General features: G+C 67.8%; 19 protein-coding genes. 11 read left to right on the top strand and 8 right to left on the bottom strand.

The features are described 5' to 3' along the window. The first annotated feature begins 186 nt into the window (after positions 1–186). Positions 187–1,596 carry an MFS transporter gene (locus ABIN76_RS03250; protein WP_346958349.1) on the top strand — a complete coding sequence of 470 codons (1,410 nt, stop codon included), beginning with the start codon at positions 187–189 and terminating at the stop codon, positions 1,594–1,596. Between the two features lie 71 nt (positions 1,597–1,667). Here the strand turns inward: ABIN76_RS03250 and ABIN76_RS03245 are convergent, their stop codons facing one another. Then, positions 1,668–2,195 (bottom strand): DUF427 domain-containing protein, encoded by a 528-nt coding sequence (locus tag ABIN76_RS03245; RefSeq protein ID WP_346958276.1) that lies wholly within the window; start codon positions 2,193–2,195, stop codon positions 1,668–1,670. Positions 2,196–2,331: 136 nt separating this feature from the next. Between ABIN76_RS03245 and ABIN76_RS03240 the strand changes: the two genes are divergently transcribed. Further along, on the top strand, positions 2,332–2,793 hold the full coding sequence (locus ABIN76_RS03240) for a GatB/YqeY domain-containing protein (protein WP_346958275.1): 462 nt from the start codon (positions 2,332–2,334) through the stop codon (positions 2,791–2,793). A 46-nt stretch (positions 2,794–2,839) separates the two neighbouring features. Here the strand turns inward: ABIN76_RS03240 and ABIN76_RS03235 are convergent, their stop codons facing one another. From ABIN76_RS03235 to ABIN76_RS03220, 4 genes are all read right to left on the bottom strand, one after another. Next, on the bottom strand, positions 2,840–4,552 hold the full coding sequence (locus tag ABIN76_RS03235) for an AarF/UbiB family protein (RefSeq protein ID WP_346958274.1): 1,713 nt from the start codon (positions 4,550–4,552) through the stop codon (positions 2,840–2,842). Between the two features lie 5 nt (positions 4,553–4,557). After that, a complete protein-coding gene (locus ABIN76_RS03230) occupies positions 4,558–5,100 on the bottom strand; it encodes a PadR family transcriptional regulator (RefSeq protein ID WP_346958273.1) in 543 nt (180 codons plus the stop codon). 194 nt (positions 5,101–5,294) lie between these two features. Then, the gene (locus tag ABIN76_RS03225) at positions 5,295–5,723 is read right to left on the bottom strand and encodes a heme-binding protein (protein ID WP_346958272.1); all 429 of its coding nucleotides are present in this window, start codon (positions 5,721–5,723) and stop codon (positions 5,295–5,297) included. After that, entirely contained in the window at positions 5,720–7,906 is a 2,187-nt protein-coding gene (locus ABIN76_RS03220; protein ID WP_346958271.1) for a malate synthase G, read from the bottom strand. Before ABIN76_RS03220 ends, ABIN76_RS03225 begins: the two co-directional genes overlap by 4 nt. Positions 7,907–8,172: 266 nt before the next feature. On the opposite strand from ABIN76_RS03220, the gene ABIN76_RS03215 reads away from it, so the two are divergent. From ABIN76_RS03215 to ABIN76_RS03195, 5 genes are all read left to right on the top strand, one after another. After that, complete coding sequence (locus ABIN76_RS03215) at positions 8,173–9,927, top strand: L-lactate permease (RefSeq protein ID WP_346958270.1); 1,755 nt, start codon at positions 8,173–8,175, stop codon at positions 9,925–9,927. A gap of 96 nt (positions 9,928–10,023) precedes the next feature. Further along, positions 10,024–11,403 (top strand): FAD-linked oxidase C-terminal domain-containing protein, encoded by a 1,380-nt coding sequence (locus ABIN76_RS03210; RefSeq protein WP_346958269.1) that lies wholly within the window; start codon positions 10,024–10,026, stop codon positions 11,401–11,403. Positions 11,404–11,561: 158 nt separating this feature from the next. Continuing rightward, positions 11,562–12,317: an IclR family transcriptional regulator gene (locus ABIN76_RS03205; RefSeq protein WP_346958268.1), complete on the top strand. Its 756-nt coding sequence runs from the start codon at positions 11,562–11,564 to the stop codon at positions 12,315–12,317. 46 nt (positions 12,318–12,363) lie between these two features. Beyond that, positions 12,364–13,302: an NAD(P)-dependent oxidoreductase gene (locus tag ABIN76_RS03200; RefSeq protein WP_346958267.1), complete on the top strand. Its 939-nt coding sequence runs from the start codon at positions 12,364–12,366 to the stop codon at positions 13,300–13,302. After that, on the top strand, positions 13,299–14,387 hold the full coding sequence (locus tag ABIN76_RS03195) for a tartrate dehydrogenase (protein WP_346958266.1): 1,089 nt from the start codon (positions 13,299–13,301) through the stop codon (positions 14,385–14,387). Before ABIN76_RS03200 ends, ABIN76_RS03195 begins: the two co-directional genes overlap by 4 nt. A gap of 57 nt (positions 14,388–14,444) precedes the next feature. Here ABIN76_RS03195 and ABIN76_RS03190 read toward each other — a convergent pair whose 3' ends face one another. Then, the gene (locus tag ABIN76_RS03190) at positions 14,445–15,230 is read right to left on the bottom strand and encodes an isocitrate lyase/phosphoenolpyruvate mutase family protein (protein ID WP_346958265.1); all 786 of its coding nucleotides are present in this window, start codon (positions 15,228–15,230) and stop codon (positions 14,445–14,447) included. Positions 15,231–15,362: 132 nt separating this feature from the next. On the opposite strand from ABIN76_RS03190, the gene ABIN76_RS03185 reads away from it, so the two are divergent. Continuing rightward, positions 15,363–16,172, top strand: a complete 810-nt coding sequence (locus ABIN76_RS03185) for a chitosanase (RefSeq protein WP_346958264.1) — start codon at positions 15,363–15,365, stop codon at positions 16,170–16,172. 32 nt (positions 16,173–16,204) lie between these two features. Here ABIN76_RS03185 and ligD read toward each other — a convergent pair whose 3' ends face one another. Both ligD and ABIN76_RS03175 read right to left on the bottom strand, forming a co-directional pair. Further along, entirely contained in the window at positions 16,205–17,446 is a 1,242-nt protein-coding gene (gene ligD / locus ABIN76_RS03180; protein ID WP_346958263.1) for a non-homologous end-joining DNA ligase, read from the bottom strand. Positions 17,447–17,524: 78 nt separating this feature from the next. After that, on the bottom strand, positions 17,525–18,691 hold the full coding sequence (locus tag ABIN76_RS03175; RefSeq protein WP_346958262.1) for a cytochrome P450: 1,167 nt from the start codon (positions 18,689–18,691) through the stop codon (positions 17,525–17,527). Between the two features lie 265 nt (positions 18,692–18,956). Between ABIN76_RS03175 and ABIN76_RS03170 the strand changes: the two genes are divergently transcribed. The 3 genes from ABIN76_RS03170 to crcB are packed head-to-tail and all read left to right on the top strand — an operon-like array spanning position 18,957 to position 20,427. After that, on the top strand, positions 18,957–19,508 hold the full coding sequence (locus tag ABIN76_RS03170) for a universal stress protein (RefSeq protein WP_346958261.1): 552 nt from the start codon (positions 18,957–18,959) through the stop codon (positions 19,506–19,508). Next, on the top strand, positions 19,505–20,053 hold the full coding sequence (locus tag ABIN76_RS03165) for a CrcB family protein (protein ID WP_346958260.1): 549 nt from the start codon (positions 19,505–19,507) through the stop codon (positions 20,051–20,053). Before ABIN76_RS03170 ends, ABIN76_RS03165 begins: the two co-directional genes overlap by 4 nt. Positions 20,054–20,058: 5 nt before the next feature. Beyond that, entirely contained in the window at positions 20,059–20,427 is a 369-nt protein-coding gene (gene crcB / locus ABIN76_RS03160) for a fluoride efflux transporter CrcB (protein WP_346958348.1), read from the top strand. Positions 20,428–20,479 lie beyond the last annotated feature (52 nt).

Raw genomic sequence — 20,479 nt, 5'->3', positions numbered from 1 at the left:
CCGACGGCGGCGCCCGCCGGTTTGGCATCCCGGGACTAATTCCGCACCAGGCGCGGTTGTACCCTCGGAACCGGACCGGTTTCAGGTGCTGCGCGCCGCGGACGACGACGGGAACGAGATTAAGTGACGAATTCAGCCGAGGGAGTCGGCTTCCGCTCGAAACGGGGACCAATCCTCATTGCCCTGATGCTTTCGACGGGGCTGGTGGCGATCGATTCGACCATCGTCGCGACCGCCGTGCCGTCGATCGTGCAGGACATCGGCGGGTTCGCATCCTTTCCGTGGCTCTTCTCCGCCTACCTGCTCGCGCAGGCCGTGTCCGTGCCCGTCTACGCCAAGCTCTCCGACGTCGTCGGCCGTAAACCGATCATCCTGATCGGCATCGGGTTGTTCCTTCTAGGTTCGATCCTCTGCGGAGTGGCATGGAGCATGCCGGCCCTCATCGCGTTCCGGGTGTTGCAGGGCCTGGGTGCCGGTGCAGTCCAGCCCGTGGCGATCACGATCGCCGGCGATATCTATACGCTGACCGAGCGCGCGAAGGTGCAAGGCTACCTCGCGAGCGTGTGGGCGGTGTCCTCCGTGGTTGGCCCGACTCTCGGCGGCGTGTTTTCGGCCCTGGGCTTCTGGCGCGGGATCTTCTTCGTGAACATCCCGCTGTGCCTCCTGGCGGGGTGGATGCTGCTCCGGACGTTCCACGAGAATGTCGAGCGCACCAAGCACCGGGTCGATTACCTGGGGGCGGGCCTGCTGACTGTCGCGCTGACCCTGATTATTCTTGGGGCCCTCGAGGGCGGCCAGGCATGGGGCTGGACCTCCGCCATCAGCATTGCGGTGTTCGTCAGCGGAGCGCTCCTGTTCGCCGCGTTCATCCTGGTCGAGCGGAGGGCTGCCGAGCCGGTCCTGCCGCCGTGGGTGGTCTCCCGGCGGCTGCTGGCGACGACGGCGCTGATCTCCTTCGGCGTGGGCGCGGTCATGCTGGGCCTCACCTCGTACGTTCCCACGTTCCTTGAAGGAGCCCTCTCAACCTCGCCGATCCTGGCCGGGCTCGCACTGGCAGCATTGACGATCGGCTGGCCGATCAGCGCCTCCCAATCGGGCCGGTTCTATCTCCGGCTGGGGTTCCGGAAGACGGCGCTGATCGGCATCACGATCACGGTCATCGGTACGGCAGTGCTTGCCCTCACCGCCGCCACACCCAACGTCCTCCTGGTCGCGGCGAGTTGCTTCATCGTGGGGCTCGGACTCGGGCTGGTGGCCACCCCCAGCCTCATCGCCGCCCAGTCCAGCGTCGACTGGAATGAGCGCGGAGTAGTCACCGGCACCAATCTTTTCGCCCGGTCGATCGGCAGTTCCATCGGTGTGGCGGTGTTCGGCGCCGTCGCCAACGCGATCTACGCAGGCGCTCCGGGCGGCCACACAGATCCGCACACCGTCGTCTCGGCGTCCGGGGCTGTTTTCCTGGCCGTGCTGGCCGGGGCCATCCTCACCGTCGTCGCCGTGATCGCGATGCCCGCCACGGACACCAAGAGCACCGCACCGGCGACCACCGGGCCTGCGGCGGCCGCCGAAGCCAGTAAGGCATCTGCACAGGATTAGGCACTTCTGGTTGGCCCGGTCCCGGTGAGCCGGGAGGACCAACCCGCCGGTTCAGCGCGGGGGTCGGATCCTCACCACCCGGACGTGCCCGGGCCACCCTTGAACGGACCCACGATGTTCCTGGTGATCCAGCCGCCGTAAAAGTCGCCTTCCTGGGAGGTCACCCGCTCGCCGTCGACCTCGCAGGAGTCCATGTGGCCCGGGTAGAGGGCCACCCGGGTACTGAGCGCCTCAAATCCGCGGCTGGGTTCCGGGTAGGTCCACCCGCCGCGGGGCACCACCACTCCGCCGGCGACGACGTCGAAGTAGTGCGCTTCGCCCTTGAACTCGCAGAAGGTGGTTCCTTCCACCGGGACCAGGGCGCCGGCGGGGAAGGAGTCCAGCGGCACGTAGTACACCGGGGGGTGGCTCGTCTCCAGCACGCGCACGGCATCGGTGGTGTCGGCAATCACTTGGCCGCCGAGCCGCACAGTCACCCGTTCGGACCGCGGCTCCACCCTGGGCGGCCGCGGGTAGTCCCACACGGATTCCTGGCCGGCTGCGGGTTTGATGGGTTGGGGACGACGGCCGAAGCCGGAAAAACCGTGAGCGGGAGTCATGTTCCCATCGTGCCACCTTCCGCCCGAACGCCACCGTGAATCCAGCGCAGGAAACGCCCGACGACGCTATCCGCGCCAGGCTGGGGGAGACTGGCTAGTAGGCCGCCGCGCACCACCGATGAAGAAGAGGAAGACCATGACGCTCAAGGATCAACTGAAAAACGACGTTGTCGCCCACATGAAGGCCGGCAATAAGACCGCACTCACGACCGTCCGGAATGTGCTGGGCGAAATCAGCACCCGCGAAAAGTCAGGCAAGACCCCGGTCGAGCTCGATGACGCCCAGGTGACGTCGCTGCTGCAGAAGGAAGCCGCCAAGCGCCGTGACACCGCCCGCATCTACACCGAAGCCGGCGAACCCGACCGCGCCGCTGCCGAGTCCGCGGAGGCGGAAATCATCGAGGCGTACCTGCCTAAGGCACTGACCCGTGCGGAGGTCGAAGCGATCGTCGATGAGGCAATCGCCGCGCTGAAGGCCGACGGCCAGGAGCTCTCCATGCGCTCCATCGGCGCCGTAATGAAGCCAGTCACCGCCAAGGTCGCCGGCCGTTTTGACGGCAAGACCGTCAGCGAGATTGTCCGGGCGCGCCTGGCCTAAGCGGCCTGCGGAAGCAGCGGCAACCGCGGATCCCACTCCGCTGTACTTAGAGGCCGCGGCGCCCCGTCCAGAGCCCGTGCAGCAGCGGAACCACCGACGCGATCATCAGCACGCTGCCGAGCACTGCGTCGTCCGCCCGGACGACGGAACCGGCAATGAGCAGGGCGCCGAAAACCAGGGCCGATGCCGTTCGCTGCGCCGTGCGGTCCAGCCGTGCCAGCTGCCGTTCCAGACGCGGGTTAGCCACCGACAGCGAGCCGTCCTCGATCCGGGTGAGCAGCCGGTCCAGGCGCTTCGGCAGACCCAGCGCCAGCCCGGCGGCGTCGAGCGCCTGCTGGGCCACGTCCTGGACGATGTTGCCACGCTCGTCGCGTAGCAGTTGCGCGGCATAGGGTTCCACCGCGTCCCACAGATTGAACCGGGCATCGAGCGAGCTGGACACCCCCGAGGTCAGTGACATCGCCCGGATGATGAGGAGGAAGTTCTCCGGCAACTGGAAGGGCAGCGAGCGGACCAGGTCGCCGAACTCCACCGCAAAATCAAGGAATTCCCGAGGGTCCACCTCACGGAGCTCGGCGAAGCCCATCCCGCCGAACCGGGCAAAGAGGTGTGTCATGGCCCGCTCAAGCTCGGCCGTGTCGGCCGACGGCAGCAGCACCCCCACGTCCCTGACCGCGCTTACCAGGCCTTTGCCGTCACGCGATGCGGCCGCGATGAGAAGTTTCCGCAAGCCGCTGCGGGTCGTGGGAGGGACCTCGCCCATCATGCCGAAATCGATGAACGTCAGCTTCCAGGGACGCCCTGCGGAAGAATCAATAGCGGGAGTGACAAAGATGTTCCCGGGGTGCGGATCGGCATGGAAAAAGCCGCTGGTGAACATCTGCTCGAACATGACCGACGCGAACACCGGGGCAACCTGCGCGGGATCGATGCCTGCCGCCAGCAGTGCCTCCGAATCCGTGATCTTGATCGCCGTAACGTCTTCGAGGGTCAGTACCCGGCGGGTGCTCCACTCCCAGGCGACGCGTGGCACAGCCACCCGGTCGTCGTCGGCGAAGTCGGCTGCGAAGCGCTCTGCGTTCGCTGCCTCATGCAGGTAGTCGATCTCCTCAAGGCTGATCTGCGCGAACTCCTCCACCAGGGCGGGCATGTCCGCCCGGTCAGCAACCAAGCGCACCCGGCTGAGCCAGCCGCCCACCTTGCGCAGCGCCGCCAGGTCGACGTCGACGATCGCGTCGATGCCCGGCCGCTGTACCTTCAACACCACGCTGCGCATCCCGGCCTCGGCGGCGTTGACGGGAAGGAGCTGCGCGCGGTGGGCCTGCCCGAGCGACGCGGCGGCGATCGGCGTCTGATCGACGGAGGCGAAAACCTGGTCCAGCGGCATGCCCAGTTCCGTCTCGGCAAGTGCCCGGATGGCGGCGAACGGGACCGGAGGCACCTCGTCCTGCAGCCCCTCGAGCTCCTTGGTGATCTCGGGCGGAAGCACGTCCAGCCTGGAGGACAGGAACTGGCCCACCTTGATCATGAGGCCGCCCAGCTCCACCGCGAGCACGTGGAAGCGCTGCGCGAAGCGCCGCATCCGCTTCGTCCGGGTGCGCCCGGCAATGCCGCCCAGCCCGATGCGGGGGAGGAACAGCTCGAACCACCAGGTCACCGCGAGATGCCACGCAGCGAAGCGCAGGATGCGGCGGTAGCGGGCGCGGGTGTCCCCGGCGCCGGGTACCGGAGCTGTCCGGTCCCGACGAACCGACGCCACCCGCGTCAATCCTGGGCGAGGATCGAATACAGCCGGCGACGTGCCTCGTCGAGCACCGTAACGGCCTGCTTCACCTGCTCCGGCGAGCCCGTGCGACCCACCTGCGCCGCGGCCTGCGCCAGTTCGACGCCGGCCTTCGGCAGTGCCGCGAACCCGGGGCCGGTTGCCTGGCCTGTGGACTCCCACGGTGCCGAGGTGTCGGCACCCGCTACAACCTCCCGGCCCGCCTCGGTCAGCGAGTAGATCTTGCGGCCGTTGGACTCCTCGGCCCGGATCAGCCCCTCATCGGCCAGGAGCTGCAACGTGGGGTAAACGGAACCGGCGCTCGGCTTCCAGCTGCCGCTGCTGCGCTCCTCGATTTCACGGATGATCTGGTAGCCGTGCATCGGCCGTTCCGCAAGCAGGGCAAGCACCGCGGACCGCACCTCGCCGCGTCCCGCGCGGCTGCCGGCGCGCTTCTCAAATCTTGACCGCAGCTCTTCAACCGCCTGCCACATGCCGTCAATGTTGGCGGTGCCGAAGCCGCCGGCCGGGTATGAATTACGCATGCTGGTCTCCTTAATGGATCGCTAACGATACTTAACGATACATTCCGATATACGCGAAACCAATGGCCGGATGGACGGAGCGTGGGAGACGTGCGCCTGTTTCATGCCGCCCAGAAACAGGCGGGGCCCATGCCTGTCACGACATGGACCCCTCCGTCCTTGCGGACGGTGTTCAGCGGATCGGTGCCGGACCGTCAGTCCGCCTGCGGCGTCAGGCCGGCAGCCTTAACCGCCGTCGTGGCGGCGGTCTCGTCATTGTCCGAACTGTCGCCGGTGATCCCGACGGCACCCATGACGGTGCCGTCGTGGTCCCGTACCAGTACGCCGCCGGGAACCGGGATGAGCCGGCCGCCCAAGGCAGCGGTCGCTGCTGAGATGAAATACGCCTGCTGCTCGGCGCGTTCCATGATGGCGCGCGAGCCCATGCCGAGGGCCAGCGCGCCGTAGGCCTTGCCCTGGGCGATCTCAAAGCGGTTGTTTGAGGCCCCGTCCTCGCGTGCGGCGGCGATGACGTGGCCGCCGGCGTCGAGAACGACGACGGTGAGAGGTTTGAACTCACGCTGCCGGCCCGCGGCGAGGGCTTCGTCGATGATGGTCCGGGCGGACTCAAGGGTCAGGTTCATGAGGCGTTCCTTGCCAGATCGTCGGTGTGTTTGTGCGCGGCCCGGCGGCGGTGCAGGACGGGCTCGGTGTAGCCGGAGGGCTGGGTGGCGCCCTCGAGGACTAGTTCGCGGGCGGCGAGGAACGCCTCGCCGTCGAATGCGGGGGACATCGGCGTGTAACCGGGGTCCGAGGAGTTCTGGTCGTCGACGACGGCGGCCATCCGCCGCAGTGATGCCTCCACTTCCTCCCGGGTCACGACGCCGTGCAGAACCCAGTTAGCGACGTGCTGGGAGCTGATGCGGCAGGTGGCACGGTCCTCCATCAGGGCTGTGCCGTGGATGTCGGGCACCTTGGAGCATCCGACGCCGTCGTTCACCCAGCGCACCACGTAGCCCAGCGTGCTCTGGATGTTGTTATCCAACTCGTTGCGCCGGTCTTCTTCGGACCAGTCCGCGGGGTCGCCCACCGGGATGGTGAGCAGCTGCCGCAGGGTGGAGCGGCGCTTTCCGGCGAGCTCGGCCTGCCGGGCATCGACGTCTACCTGGTGGTAGTGGATGGCGTGGAGGGTGGCGGCCGTCGGCGAGGGGACCCAGGCGCAGTCAGCGCCGGCGAGTGGGTGGTTGCCTTTCTGGGCCAGCATGTCCGCCATGTTGTCCGGAGCAGCCCACATGCCCTTGCCGATTTGGGCGCGCCCGCTGAAGCCGCATTCGAGCCCGATGTCGACGTTGGCATCCTCGTACGCCTTGATCCAGCTCGAGTTCCGCATGTCGGCTTTGCGGACCATGGGGCCGGCCTGCATGGAGGTGTGGATTTCGTCGCCAGTGCGGTCCAGGAAGCCGGTGTTGATGAAAGCGACCCGTTCCCGGGCCTCCCGGATGCAGGCCTTCAGGTTTGCCGAGGTCCGGCGTTCCTCGTCCATGATCCCGATTTTCAGCGTGAGCGGATCCAGGCCCAGCACCGCCTCGACGCCGGCCAGCAGCGCGCAGGCGACCGCGACTTCGGCGGGTCCGTGCATCTTGGGCTTGACCACATAGACCGACCCGGTCCGCGAGTTGTGGCCGGCATGCGGCCCGCGCAGGTCGTGGACTGAGCCCAGTCCGGTGAACAAGGCATCGAGGATCTCCTCAGGCACCGGGGCGCCGGAGGCATCGAGCACGGCATCGCTGGTCATCAGGTGGCCCACCTGGCGAATGAGCAGCAGCGAACGGCCGGGCAGCGTCAGCTCCGAGCCATCCGGTGCGGTGTAGACGCGGTCGGGGTTGAGCCGGCGGGTGTGGGTGCGTCCGCCCTTCGTCACGTCAGCGGTCAGGGTGCCCTGCATCAGCTGCAGCCAGTTCCGGTAGCCCTCAACCTTGTCCCCGCCATCGACGGCGGCGACCGAATCCTCGAGGTCCATGATCGTCGTCAGGGCGGATTCGAGGACAATGTCCTTGACCCCGGCCTGATCGCCGGAGCCGATGGAATGGTTGCGGTCGATCTGGATTTCCACGTGCAGGCCGTGGTGCACGAGCAGCACGGATTCCGGCTGTTCGGCTTCTCCGCGGAAACCGGCGAACTGGGCCGGGTCTGCCAGCCCGGTTTCACCGTCCGGTGTTTCGGCGACGAGCGTGCCGTCCGCGATCCTGTACGCGGTGACGGCGGTGTGGGACCCGCCGGCCAGGGGAGTGTGCTCGTCCAGGAAGCGGCGGCCGAACGCCACGACGGCGGCACCGCGGACCGGGTTGTAGCCGTCCGTCTGCCCGCGCCCCTCGGCGTCGTCGATAGCGTCGGTGCCGTACAGCGCGTCGTACAGCGAGCCCCACCGGGCGTTGGCCGCGTTGGCGGCGAAGCGCGCATTCAGCAGCGGGACCACCAGTTGCGGCCCGGACACGGTGGCGATCTCGGTATCGACGCGGTCCGTACTGATCGTAAACTCGCCGGGTTCCTCGACCAGGTAACCGATCGACCGGAGGAACTCCTCGTATGCCGCCGGGTCCAGGGGCGTCGTACCCTGGGAGCGGTGGTAGTCGTCAATGTGCTGCTGCATCAGCTCGCGGACGTCCAACAGTTCCCGCACGCGCGGCGAGAAGTCAGCCACCAGGGCGGCAGCGCCGGCCCAGAACTGCTCGGCCTCGAGTCCGGTACCCGGCAACGCCTCGTCCCGGACGAAGGCGTAGAGCTCCTCCGCGACGTGGAGTCCGTTCGTCTCCAGATGATTCGGCATCCCGGTCACGCTCCGTTCAATTTCGTATTGCGGAATAAAAATATCGATCTATAAAAGCTAGCCACCCTTGCCCTGGCTGTCAACGGCGTTCCATGACCGGCCCCGGCCCTGCACGACCCGCCCGGCCGCTGTTGACTGTGATCTGGATCGCACATATGGTCTATCCACTGAACAAGAGATTAATTTCACCATGCGGAATTTCGCGCCGCTAAAATCTCGCCGCGGGCTCTTGGCCCACCAATGCTCGACAAAACAAAGGAGTTTTTGTGAGTCCAAGGCTTGAGCCTTTCCAGCAGATTATCGATCCGATCGCCGGGTCCCTGGCCCTCTCGGCGGTGGTTGCCGCGCTCCCGCTGCTGCTTCTTTTCATTCTGCTCGGCGTCTTCCGGGTCAAGGCACCCAAGGCAGCCATTGCCAGCCTGCTGCTCTCGATCGTCCTGGCCATCGTGGGCTGGCGGATGCCGTTCGTCCAGGTCCTCAGCGCCACCGCGCAAGGCGCCTTCTACGCCGTCTTCCCGATCCTCTGGATCCTCATCAACGCCTTGTGGGTCTACAAACTCACGGTCGCGACACCGTGGTTCGAGGTCCTGGGCCGGACCATCAGGTCCATCTCCAACGACCTGCGCATCCTGGCTATCCTGGTCGCGTTCTGCTTCGGCGCGCTGCTCGAGGCGCTGGCGGGCTTCGGCGCACCGGTGGCGATCTCCGGCGCCATGCTGATGGCTGCCGGAATGAAGCCCCTGAAATCAGCCATCGTTGCACTGCTGGCCAACACCGCCCCGGTCGCTTTCGGAGCGATGGCCGCTCCGATCATTGCCCTGAACGGCGTGACCAACATCCCGCTGCATGACCTCAGCTCCATGGCGGGGCGACAGACCCCCTTCGTGGCCGTCCTGATCCCGCTCATCCTCGTTTTCATCGTTGACGGCAAGCGCGGCCTGCGGCAGACCTGGCCGGTGGCTTTGGTCTCCGGCATCGTCTTTGGCGTGGCGCAGTTCCTGGCCTCCAACTTCCTCGTCGTCGAACTCACCGATGTCATTGCCGCCATCGCAACGGTCGCGGCGGTCCTGCTCATGCTCAGGTTCTGGCAGCCGGCGGAAATTGTCGGGATGCACGACGTCGGGGGAAGCGACGCTGCCGAAGCGGAACTGGTCAACGCTGGCGCTCCGGCCCGCACCGGCTACGGAACGTCCTCCGGCCTGGGCGGTGTCAGCCGTAACGGTGCCCCGGTGGATACCGGAGTGCCGGCAGGCCCCGCCGGCGCCGCGGTCAGGCCGCCCAACCGCGACGTATGGATGGCTGTTGCACCGTATCTGATCATCATGGCCGTCTTCTCGATTGCCCAGCTCCCGGGCGTGAAAAATTGGCTCACCGCCGTCGGCTCCGTCACCTTCGAATGGCCCGGGATAGATGCCGTGGATCCTGCCGGACACCAGGTTGCCGCGCACAAATTCAAGCTTGACCACCTCAAAGCCACCGGCACGCTGCTCCTGATCTCGGGAATCATCACCATGGCGCTGTACAAGCTCAAGCCCCTCTCGGGAGTGCGGATCTACCGCGACACCCTTTTCCAGCTCCGCTGGACCATCGTGTCGGTCACGTCCGTCCTGGCGCTGGCGTTCGTTATGAACGTCTCCGGGCAGACGAACTCACTGGGCATCGCCCTGGCCTCCGCAGGAGGATTCTTCGCCTTCCTGTCGCCGTTGCTCGGCTGGATCGGCGTGGCGCTCACCGGCTCGGACACCTCGTCCAACTCGCTCTTCGGGCAGCTGCAGGTCACCGCCGCGCAGCAGACCGGGCTTTCGCCGACGCTGATGGCGGCTTCGAACTCCTCGGCGGGTGTGTTGGGCAAGATGCTCTCCCTGCAAAACCTGGCGGTGGCGTCCGCCGCCGTCGGCCTCGACGGGGCGGAAAGTGTCCTGTTCCGCAAGCTGCTGGGCTGGAGCCTGGGGCTGCTGGCCTTCATCACCGTCCTGATCGTCCTGCAGTCCACACCATTCCTGGGCTGGATGGTCCCCTAGGCAACGGCCGGGGCCCGGTACCACAGGGCTCCGGCGCCGACATGTCCGGCACGGCCGGACGGAAAACGTTCAAGACACCGATAGAGAGCAGACCTTGTGAGCACTACCGCTAACCAGATCAACACACAGGCCGGGGCGGCGCTCGTCGCCGCGGCCCGGCACGGTTCCTCCGACGTAACCGACCGCATGAACGTCAATACCGACCGGTCCGGATACACGCCCGCGACGCTGCCGGACGGCGTCGTCTACGCCACCAGTGTCGACGACGTCGTCGAGACCATGGTCCGTGCGACGGCGGGGCGCATCCCCATCGTGGCCAGGGGCGCCGGAACCGGCCTGGCTGCCGGTTCGGCAGCCCAGGCCGGCGAGATCGTCCTCGACCTGTCGGGCATGAACCGGGTGCTGCGCGTCGACCCGCTCGAGCAGCTCATCGTCGTCGAACCCGGCGTGCTCAATGCCGAAGTCAACGCCGCCGCCGGAGAGCACGGCCTCTTTTACGCCCCGGATCCTGCCAGTACCGCCATCTGCTCCATCGGCGGAAACATTGCCACCAACGCCGGCGGCATGCGGTGCGCCAAATACGGCGTCACCCGCGAGTCCGTGCTGGCGCTGAAGGTGGTCCTGCCGGACGGCCGGGTCCTGGTGACCGGCCGCGAAACCATCAAGGGCGTCACCGGGTACGACTTGAACGCCCTCTTCATCGGCTCGGAGGGGACGCTGGGCGTGGTGGTTGAAGCGACGCTGCGCCTCCGGCCGCTTCCGGTCTCGACCGCGACGGTGGCGGCGTTCTTCCCGGACATTGTCACCGCCGCCCAGGCCGCCTCCGCCATCATCGCCTCCCGCATCACGCCGTCCGTGCTGGAGCTCATGGACGGACCCACCCTGGCCGCCGTCGATGCCGCCCTGGGCACCGACTACCGGAGCCGCGGCGGGGCTTTCCTGCTCGCCCAGACGGACGGGTACGGAGCCTTCCTGGAACAGGACGTGCTGATTCAGGCAATCGAACCCCTCGCCACGTCCTATGAGAAGGCCACGGACCCCGAGCGCACCGCCGAACTGCTGCGGGCGCGCCGCGAGGCGATCCCGTCGCTGGAACTGCTGGGCAACGTCTGCATCGGCGATGTCGGTGTGCCGCGCGGACGCCTCGCCGAAATGGTGACCGGCATTGAGGAAATCTCACGCCGCACCGGTGTCCGCATCTTCACGGTCGCGCACGCCGCCGACGGCAACCTGCATCCCATGATCGTGCTGGATGAAGGCCAGCCGTCGACTGAAGGACCGGCGAAAGCCGCGCTTGGCCAGATGTTCGAACTGGCCCGCAGCCTGGGCGGCACCCTCACCGGCGAACACGGTGTCGGAATCCTCAAGCGGGACTGGCTGGTCGACGAACTCGGCAGCGAGTCCCTGGAACTGCAGCACGCGATCAAGGGTGTGTTCGATCCGCTCGGAATCCTCAACCCAGGCAAGGGCATCTAGCCGACGACGCTGCTGCCCGGGACCTTGCACCGCGGCGCCCATTCGGCGCCGCGGTGCGCTCCGGAAACCGCAGGGCAGCGGTGCTGTATGTTGGGAAGCCAGAGAATATTTCACGATGCGGATATTAGTTGTCGGCAGGGATTTCAGGAGATCGTGCCATGGCAGAACGAGCCCCGGGAGGCGTCCAGTCAGTCGAGCGGGTCTTCGAGCTGCTGGAACTGATTGCCGACGCCGGGGGCGAGGTCATGCTCAGCGAGCTGTCGTCGTCCACCTCCCTGCCGCTTCCCACCATCCACCGGCTCCTCCGGACCATGGTCACGCTGGGCTATGTGCGGCAGTTGCCGAACCGGCGGTACTCGCTGGGGCCCCGGCTGATCCGCCTGGGCGAAAGCGCCACGAAGCAGCTCGGAGTCCTGGCCCGGCCCCAGCTCAAATCGCTGGTGGACCGGCTGGGGGAGACCTCGAATGTTGCCGTGCTGGACGGGGACATGATCATCTACGTCGCCCAGGTGCCGTCCCGGCATTCGATGCGCATGTTCACCGAAGTGGGGCGGCGCGCACACCTGCATTCCACCGGCGTCGGCAAGGCGATCCTGGCCCAGCTGGACGACTCAGCGGTGCGCGGGATTGTCTCCCGCACCGGAATGCCGACGCCGACCAGCAAGAGCATCGGGGATATCGACACGCTCCTCAAGGATCTGGACATGATCCGCGAGCGGGGCTACTCGATCGATGAAGAGGAACAGGAGATCGGCGTCCGGTGCTTCGCCACCGCCGTGGCCAACGCGCCCACGCCGATGGCAATCTCTGTCTCCGGCCCCGTCTCCCGCGTCGACCAGGCTTTCGCTGACCGCGCAGTTCCCCTCCTGCAGGAGGCCGCCCGGGCCATATCGGAGGAGCTGAACCTCGCCTAGCCCGGCCTGGTCATCCAGGCCGGATCACGATCGAGAGGACGACGGAATGGACACGAAACGCACGGTGGCGGTGCTGGGCACCGGCATCATGGGGGCCGCGATGGCCCGCAATCTGCTCCGGGCCGGACATGAAGTCCACGTCTGGAACCGCGACCAGGCCAAGACCGTCGCGCTTGCCGACGCGGGTGCGCAGGTGGCTTCGTCCCCGGCCCAGGCGGTCGCGGGTGCGGATGTGGTGCTGACCATGCTTTTTGATGCTGCCGCTGTGACCGAGGTAGTCCGGCAGGCAGCCACGGGTATCCGGCCGGGCACCGCGTGGGTGCAGTCCACGACCGTCGGTGTGCACGACGCAGCGGCCCTCGCGGGCCTGGCCGGCGAGGTCGGCCTGGACCTGGTCGAAGCGCCCGTGTCCGGGACCCGCGAGCCCGCCGAAGCCGGCCAGCTGCTGGTGATCGCGGCGGGACCGGAAGCCGTCCGCGAGCGAGTGGCGCCGGTTCTGGACGCCATCGGCGCGCGCACGATCTGGACCGGGGAAGACCCGGCTGGGGGCTCGGCCACCCGGCTCAAACTTGTGGTGAACAGCTGGGTCATTGCCGCCTCAAACGCTGCCGGGGAGATCCTCGCCCTGGCCGAAGCCCTCGGGGTGGACCCCCGCCAGTTCTTTGACCTGATCGACGGCGGCGGCCTCGACCTGCCGTTCCTGCGGACCAAGGCGGGCCTGATCCTAGATGACCGGCTGGAACCGGCGTCCTTCGCGGTCGACACCTCGCTGAAAGATGCCCGCCTGATCCTCGACGCCGCCCGCGGACTCGGTCTTCGCCTTGACGGCGCCGAGGCCTCTGCCGCGCGTCTGGAGCGGGTCGCCGCGCAAGGCCGTGCCAAGCAGGACATGGCCGCCGCGTACTTCGCCAGCACTGAGCAGGACCCTGGTTCGCACGACGATTCTGGCCGGGGCGCCATGCCCCGAGGGGAGGTAACCCGATGACCCGGACGCACAAGATTGCCGTCATTGCCGGAGACGGCATTGGGCAGGAGGTTGTCCCGGAGGGCATCCGGGCCCTGAAAGCGGCGGCAGAGGCCTTCGACTTTAAGGTGCAGACCACGGACTTCGACTTTGCCAACGCCGACTACTACCTCAAGCACGGCACGATGCTGCCGGACAACTGGTTCGATCAGCTCAGCGGCTTCGACGCCATCTTCTTCGGCGCTGTCGGCGCCCCGGAAACGGTCCCGGACCATATATCGCTGTGGGGGAGCCTGCTCCAGTTCCGGCGCCATTTTGATCAGTACGTCAACCTGCGGCCGGTGAAGCTGCTGGCCGGCGTCAAGAGCCCCCTGGCGGACCGGGTTCCCGGGGACATCGACTTCTACGTGGTCCGGGAGAACACCGAGGGTGAATACTCCAGCATCGGGGGCCGGATGTTCGAGGGGACCGACAGGGAAACAGTCATCCAGGAAACTGTCATGACCAGGACGGGAGTGGACCGCATCCTGAAATATGCGTTCACCCTCGCCGACAGCCGGGCCAAGAAGCACCTGACCTCGGCCACCAAAAGCAACGGGATCTCGATCACCATGCCGTACTGGGACGAGCGGGTCGAACTAATGGCGCAGAACTTCACGGACGTCAGGACCGACAGCTACCACATCGACATCCTGACGGCGAACTTCGTCCTGCATCCCGAACGGTTCGACGTCGTCGTCGCCAGCAACCTCTTCGGCGACGTCCTCTCCGACCTGGGACCCGCCTGTACGGGCACCATCGGCATCGCACCCAGCGGCAACATCAACCCCGAACGCCGGTTCCCCAGCCTCTTCGAACCGGTCCACGGATCAGCCCCCGACATCGCCGGCCAGGGCATCGCCAATCCCGTGGGCCAGATCTGGAGCGCAGCGATGATGCTGCAGCACCTGGGCGAAGATGCCGCCGCTGCCACAGTAGTGCGGGCCTTCGAGAACGTCCTGGCCAGGGGAGGGGAATCCCTCACCCCCGACCTGGGCGGCAGCGGCAGCACCGAACTGCTGGGCCGGGCCATCGCGGACGAAATCCGCGCCGTAGCCGGCAGCTGACAGCCGGGCCATTGACACCCGGGCCCCACGGTGCCAGCCACGCCCGCGGGCCGGCGGTCAGTCCGTGAGGCGCTGGCTGAACGCGACCAGACGCGCCTGCATCTCCCAGTAGGGGGTGGCGGCCGGCGCCTGCTTGCCGTCGCGCAGGGCGGTGGCCACATTCACCGCCGCGTCAACGGCTGCGCGGTACGGCAGCGAGCCTGAACTCACCCGCCGGACCCCCAGATCACCCAGCTCCGCAACACTCAGGGTGGGATGTGCCAGCAGGTTGACCGGCAGCCCGATGCCGGCGGTGATGGCCCGGATGTCCTCCGGCACCACGAGGCCGGGGACGAAGATTCCGTCCGCGCCGGCGTCGGCGTACACGCCGGCACGGTGCAGGACGGCATCCACGGTGGCCTCTTCGCCGAACCAGATGTTGTCCACCCGGGCGTTGAGGAAGATGGCCGGGCTGCGCCGTTTGACGGCGGCCACCTTGCCGGCGAAGGCCGCCGGGTCCACCAAGTGCCCGTCCGTGCTGTCCTCCAGGTTGACCCCGGCAACGCCCACACTGGCCAGCCGGGCGACGAGGTCGGCAACCTCGGCGCGGTCATCGGAGTAACCGTCCTCGATGTCCGCCGTGATGTGGACAGGCAGGCGGCACAGCTGCGCCGCCAGTGCGGCGGTGAGCGCCTTGCTGGACCGGCCACCGTCCGGCAGGCCGGCACTTGCCGCGATGCCGAAGCTGGTGGTGCCGACGGCCGGAAATCCCGCCGTCGCAAAGGTTAGGGCGGATCCGACGTCCCACGCATTGGGCAGCAGGAGCGGCTCCGTCATGTGGTGGAGTTCCCGAAAAGTAGCCATTGATATTCCCGTCCCTGCCGGCCAGATGGTGGATTCCCCATCAGTTTAACTGCGCTGACCAGTGCCGGACGGTCCCTGTTTCGGTAGCCGGTGGGCTGTTAGTCTCGGGTCACGACGACTTCGGGAGGCCTGATGTGGGATCGACTGCGGGGACTGCTCGGCGGGCAGGACAGCCCTGAGACCCGCGCCCGGCCCCGGGGCGACATTGCCGACCCGGCGTTCAAGGAAATCGCGCTCCAGCTGACGTCCACCGCCGAGAACTCTACGCCTGACTGGACCACCTCGTTCGGCTACATCGAGGACATCGATGATGGGCGGGGCTATACCGGCGGCCTCGTGGGCTGGTGCAGCGGCACCGGCGACATGCTCGAACTCGTGCAGGCCTACACCAATGCCGCCCCGGGAAATCCGTTGGCCCAGTACCTGCCGCAGCTGGAGCAGATCATGGACGCGCCCTACAAGGACCGCCCTGCGCTGAGCCATCGGCTCCTGGATCCGTCCTTTCCGGCGGACTGGAAGAGTGCGGCGGATGACCCTGCTTTCCAGCGGGCCCAGCAGGAGGAACGGGACCGCGTCTACTGGGGGCCGGCGCTGCAGGAAGCCGTCCGGGACGGGGTCGGGCCGCTGGGGCTTGCGATTTACTACGACGTGTCGGTCAATCACGGGCCAGGGGACGACGACGAATCGTTCGGCGGCATTTTGGCGGCGGCCCGGAAGGCGCACCACCCCCCGGCCCGGGGCGGGGACGAGTCGACGTACCTCGCCGCCGTGGTGGAGGCCCGGGTGAAGGTCCTCAAGGCCTGGGGCGACTACCAGCGCCATGGGCGCCAGGACATCCACAGGAGCCTTCTGGAGGCCGGCAACCTGGAGCTTGTTCCGCCGTTCAGCTGGTCCGTCTACGGCGACCGCTTTGAAATCGGTTCGACGCCGCCACCTCGGTAGGCAGCCCGGTTCCCTTGCCGGCTCCGGATGCCTCAGGGCCCTGGCCGCCTCGGCCACTCTTTGCCCGCCCAGGGGTCGTAGTCCGCGATGAGCTCCTGCGGCGGCCGTTTGCTTTCCGGGACGTGCTGGAGGTTCACCCGCACCCGGTACCAGAGCGAACTCGAACCGCGCATTCCGTCGACCAGAATGTCGGCCGGATGCAGGTCCGGGACGAGGTCCGCGTGCCGGGTCTTCCATTCATCAACCGCCGCCAGCGCCTCCGGTTTGGTTTTGGTGCGCGCCACTTCGATCAGCGGCATGACCGACTGACGGCGGCCGGAGCCGTCGACGCCGCGGGGCGGCTTCTCGGCGGGGCCGAGCTCGGCGGCGAGGGCCAGGAGTCCGTCGAGTGAGCCGACCGCGTCGTCGATGCCTTCATGGGGGTCTCCGACGTCGGCGAACCGCCCGGGAACCGTCAGCACCGTGAAGTGTTCGGGCCGGGTCGAGCGGACCTCCTCCCAGGTCAGCGGCGCCGAGACCCGCGCGTCCGGCACCGGCCGGATGGAGTACGCCGACGCCACGGTGCGGTCCTTGGCGTTCTGGTTGAAGTCGACAAACACGCTCTCCCCGCGCTCCTCCTTCCACCACCGCGCCGTGGCGAGGCCCGGCGCGCGGTTCCCGACCTCGCGGGCGAGGGTCTCCGCGGCGAGCCGCACGTCGCGGTAAGACCACCGGGGCGCGATGCGCACCAGGATGTGGAGGCCCCGCGAACCGCTGGTCTTCGGCCAGCCCACCAGCCCGACGTCGTCGAGCACCTCCCGCGCGACATAGGCGACGTCGACGATTTGGGGCCAGCCGACTCCCGGCATGGGGTCCAGGTCCACCCTCAGCTCGTCGGGGTGTTCCAGGTCCCCGGCGCGCACCGGGTGCGGGTTGAGGTCCAGGCACCCGAGGTTCACCACCCAAGCCAGCCCCGCGGCATCCCGGATGACGGCTTCTTCGGCTGAGGTTCCCGACGCGTAATGCAGCGTCGTCGTGTCGATGAAGTCCGGGTGGTTTTCCGGCACGCGCTTCTGGAAGAACGGCTCGGCGTCGATCCCCGTGGGGAAGCGCTTGAGCACCATGGGCCGTCCGCCGGCTCCCCGCAGCGCCCCATCGGCGACGGCGAGGTAGTAGCGGACCACGTCGAGCTTGGTCAGCCCCGGCTCAGGGAAGACCACTTTGTCCGGGCTCGAGATGCGAACCTCGTTCCCGGCAATAGTGAGGATCTCCGCGGGGGTCTTCGACGGGTTCATTCCGCCACGCTAGCAACGATCCCACATCCCGGCCAGAGCCGCTGCGCCGTCTGCAGGCACGCTGCAGGCACAGGCAAGTCAGGCTGCCTGCCAGCTGACCGGGAGCGACTTCAGGCCGTAAACGATGGTGCTGTCCATGCGTTGGAGGTCCGCCCCCGGGGCCAGGGCCAGGCCCGGCAGCCGGGACAAGATAGCCTGCAGCGCTGTCCTTGCTTCAAGGCGCGCCAGCGGGGCGCCCAGGCAGAAGTGGATGCCGTGGCCGAACGCCAGGTGCCGGAGCTGGTCCCGGTCGATGTCGAATTCGGCGGCGCGCTGGAATTGCCGGTCGTCGCGGTTCGCCGAGCCGATCCAGGCCACCAGCGGAGCGCCGGCCGGGATCCGGACGCCACCCAGGGTGGTGTCGGCAACCGCGATCCGGTACATGGACTGGACGGGGGAGCGGAAGCGGAGCACCTCTTCGATGGCCTGGGGAAGCAGTGCCGGTTCGCGCCGCAGCCTCTCGATGGTGCCGGGCAGTTCTGTGAAGCAAAGGACCGCATTGCCTATCAGGTTGGTGGTTGTTTCATTGCCGGCGACCAGCAGCAAACTGCAGAAACCCAGCAGTTCGCCCACGCCCAGTTTCTGCCCGTCGATTTCGGCGGCGAGCAGGCTGCTGATCAGGTCGTTGCCGGGCCGGCTCCGGCGCTGTTCGATCAGGTTCAGGAAGTACTGCATCATTTCCTGGTTCGCGGCCTGGTGCTCCTGTGTTGGTGCGCCGGTCCGCGTCTGGCTGACGATCACGTCGGACCACTGCTTGAAACGCTCACGGTCTTCGGCCGGGATGCCCATGAGTTCGGAGATCACGATGACGGGCAGCGGGTACGCCAGGGCCTCGATCAGGTCTGCTGTGCCGAGCGCGGCGATCCCCTCCAGCAGTTCGTCGGTGAGTTCGGCGATGCGGGGAGCGAGGGCGTCCACCGCTTTGGGCGTGAAGGCCTGGGTGACCAGGGAGCGGAGTTGGCGGTGCCGCGGCGGGTCTGTGGTGATCAGGCTGGACGAGAACAGATGGCCGGCCTCGGAGGGATCGTCGCCGCGCATCCGGGAGGAAAACCTCTCGTGTTCGGAAAGGACCCGCTGAACGTCGTCATAGCGGAAGACGTGCCAGCTCCCCGATTGCTCGTCGTGGAAGACCGGTGCGGCCTCCCGCATTCTTTCGTAGGAGGGAAACGGATCGAGCGGATGTTCACTGGCTGCGGCGAAGTCCATGACTGGCCTCTCTGCTCAGCCCGGCGGTGCAGCCTGGCCGCACCGCCGGGGCCTCGGATCAGTTGACCCGGGGAGCCTGATTTTAGCCGACACCCGTCGCGACGTCAGTAGGGGAGCGGTCCCGCGCACGCAAAAGCGCGGCGGACGACGGCGGGCCCCCGCCGTCGTCGACTTTGGGCAGCCAGCCGTGGAACGTGAAGGCTGCCCGGCGGGTTTAGCCTTGTCATGACGGTGATGGATTCCACCGGGACCGACAGGAGCGCCCATGAACGAACCAGGCAACGAAAGCCGCCCCGCTGCCGGGCCCGCGGCTTATAGCCCGCGCCGGATCACCGGACCCGTGCTGATGGGCGTCGTACCTGGCCAGCCGCTGGCGGTGGCACACCGGGCCGCTGAACTGGCGTTCAGCCTGGACGTCAAGCTGGTCTGCGCCTATGTGGATGTGACGACCTACCTCGCCGAAGAACCGGACGGGCGGGCCGAAGCGCGGCCCATCGACCCGGACGGGATCGACGACGACATTGAAGGGATCAGCGCCGGGATCCGGGAACACCTCCGGGAAGCGCTGGACGCGAGCGGGGTGCGCTGGTCCTTCGTGACCCTCGCCGGGGATCCCGCCCGGGCGCTGGGGCGGCTGGCCGAGTCCACGGATGCGTCCGTGATCGTCGTCGGCACCCGCGAGCGCGGCCTCGGAGCCCGCTTCGAGGAGCTGCTGGTTGGTTCCGTCGCCGTCCATCTGACCCACCGCCAGCACCGGCCAGTCCTGGTTGTCCCGCTCGCCCCGCAGGCCAAACATCATCCGAAGGTGGGCCAGTGACGGAACCGGCCACCCCCGACACCGCAGCAACGGCTCCGCCCGGCGACGTTGACGAAGGGACCCTGGGGGAGGTCCGTGCCCACCGCCCGGTCCACCTGCACCCCGGGTTCGTGCTCGTTGTGGTTGCCGGCGGAATTGTCGGGGCGCTGGCCCGGTACGGTCTGAGCACCGTGCTGCCGTCCCCCGGAGGCTGGCCGCTGCCCACCCTGGTCATCAACCTGGCCGGAGCGTTCCTGCTCGGCGTCCTGCTCGAGGCACTGGTCCGCCGCGGCCCCGACGCCGGGCGGCTGAGGATCGTCCGCCTGCTCGCCGGCACCGGATTTATGGGTGCGTTCACCACCTACAGCACCCTGGCCCTGGAGGCCAACAACCTGCTCGGCGCGGGCCGGACCAGCGACGCGCTGGTTTATCTCGCCGCCACGCTGATCGGCGGAGCCGTAGCCACCGTCGCGGGGATCCGGTCCGCCGCGGCCCAGCACTCCCGGTTCACGGCCCGACGTCGGCAATCAGCCCCGGGGCATGACCGGGAGGAGGGCCAACGGTGAACGTGCTGACCATTCTGCTGCTCGGCCTCGCCGGCGGGCTGGGCGCCGGGACCCGCTTTGTGGTGGACGGGCTGGTCCGTTCCAAACTCCGGACCGCCCTGCCGGTGGGCACCATCGCCATCAACATCACCGGGTCCTTCCTGCTGGGGCTGGTTGCCGGAGCGGTCATCGTCCACGCGGCCCCCGCCGAGCTGCAGGCGATCGCCGGCACCGGCTTCCTGGGCGGCTACACCACCTTCAGCACCGCCAGTTTCGAGACGGTCCGGCTCATCCAGTCGGGCCGCACCGGGCTGGCCCTGCTGAACGGAATCGGCACCGCGGCGGCCGCGGTCGGTGCTGCGGCCGCCGGCCTGGCCCTCGCCAGCCTCCTGTAACACCGTCAGGGCCCGGGCGCCGGCAATCCGTCAAAAGCAACGGGGGACCGCC

This window comes from uncultured Arthrobacter sp. (assembly GCF_964021775.1).
Lineage (GTDB): Bacteria > Actinomycetota > Actinomycetes > Actinomycetales > Micrococcaceae > Arthrobacter.
This window is presented reverse-complemented; position numbering and strand designations above follow the sequence as displayed.